At 64.6% G+C, this 285-nt stretch carries 1 protein-coding gene; it reads left to right on the top strand.

Features of this window, described 5'->3' with window-relative positions; genetic code table 11:
* Nucleotides 1–130: 130 nt before the first annotated feature.
* Nucleotides 131–285, top strand: a 155-nt coding sequence (locus AC3A4H_RS23715) for a type II toxin-antitoxin system VapB family antitoxin (protein WP_487768896.1), incomplete at its 3' end; no start/stop codon positions are given.

Below are 285 nucleotides of genomic sequence, written 5' to 3'. Positions count from 1 at the left end.
CAGACGCCCGAAAACCCCATCCCGCGACGCTCCGCTCGGTCACAGAGAACGCCCCGACTGGCGTGCAATTCGACGTCCGGCGTGCTATGTAGGTAGAATGTAGACATTTAGGTAGAATGGAACTTCCCCGATGGCACTAAGCATCAAGGATCCCGAGACCGAACGCCTCGCCCGCAGCCTCGCGGAACGAACGGGTGAGACGATCACGGTCGCCACCCGCCGCGCGCTCGAGGAACGGCTGCGTCGGCTCGGCTCCGACGCGCGCAAGGCCGCGCTGCTCGAAGA

It is taken from the genome of Pseudaminobacter sp. Soil_N_29 (assembly GCF_057656055.1).
This window is presented reverse-complemented; position numbering and strand designations above follow the sequence as displayed.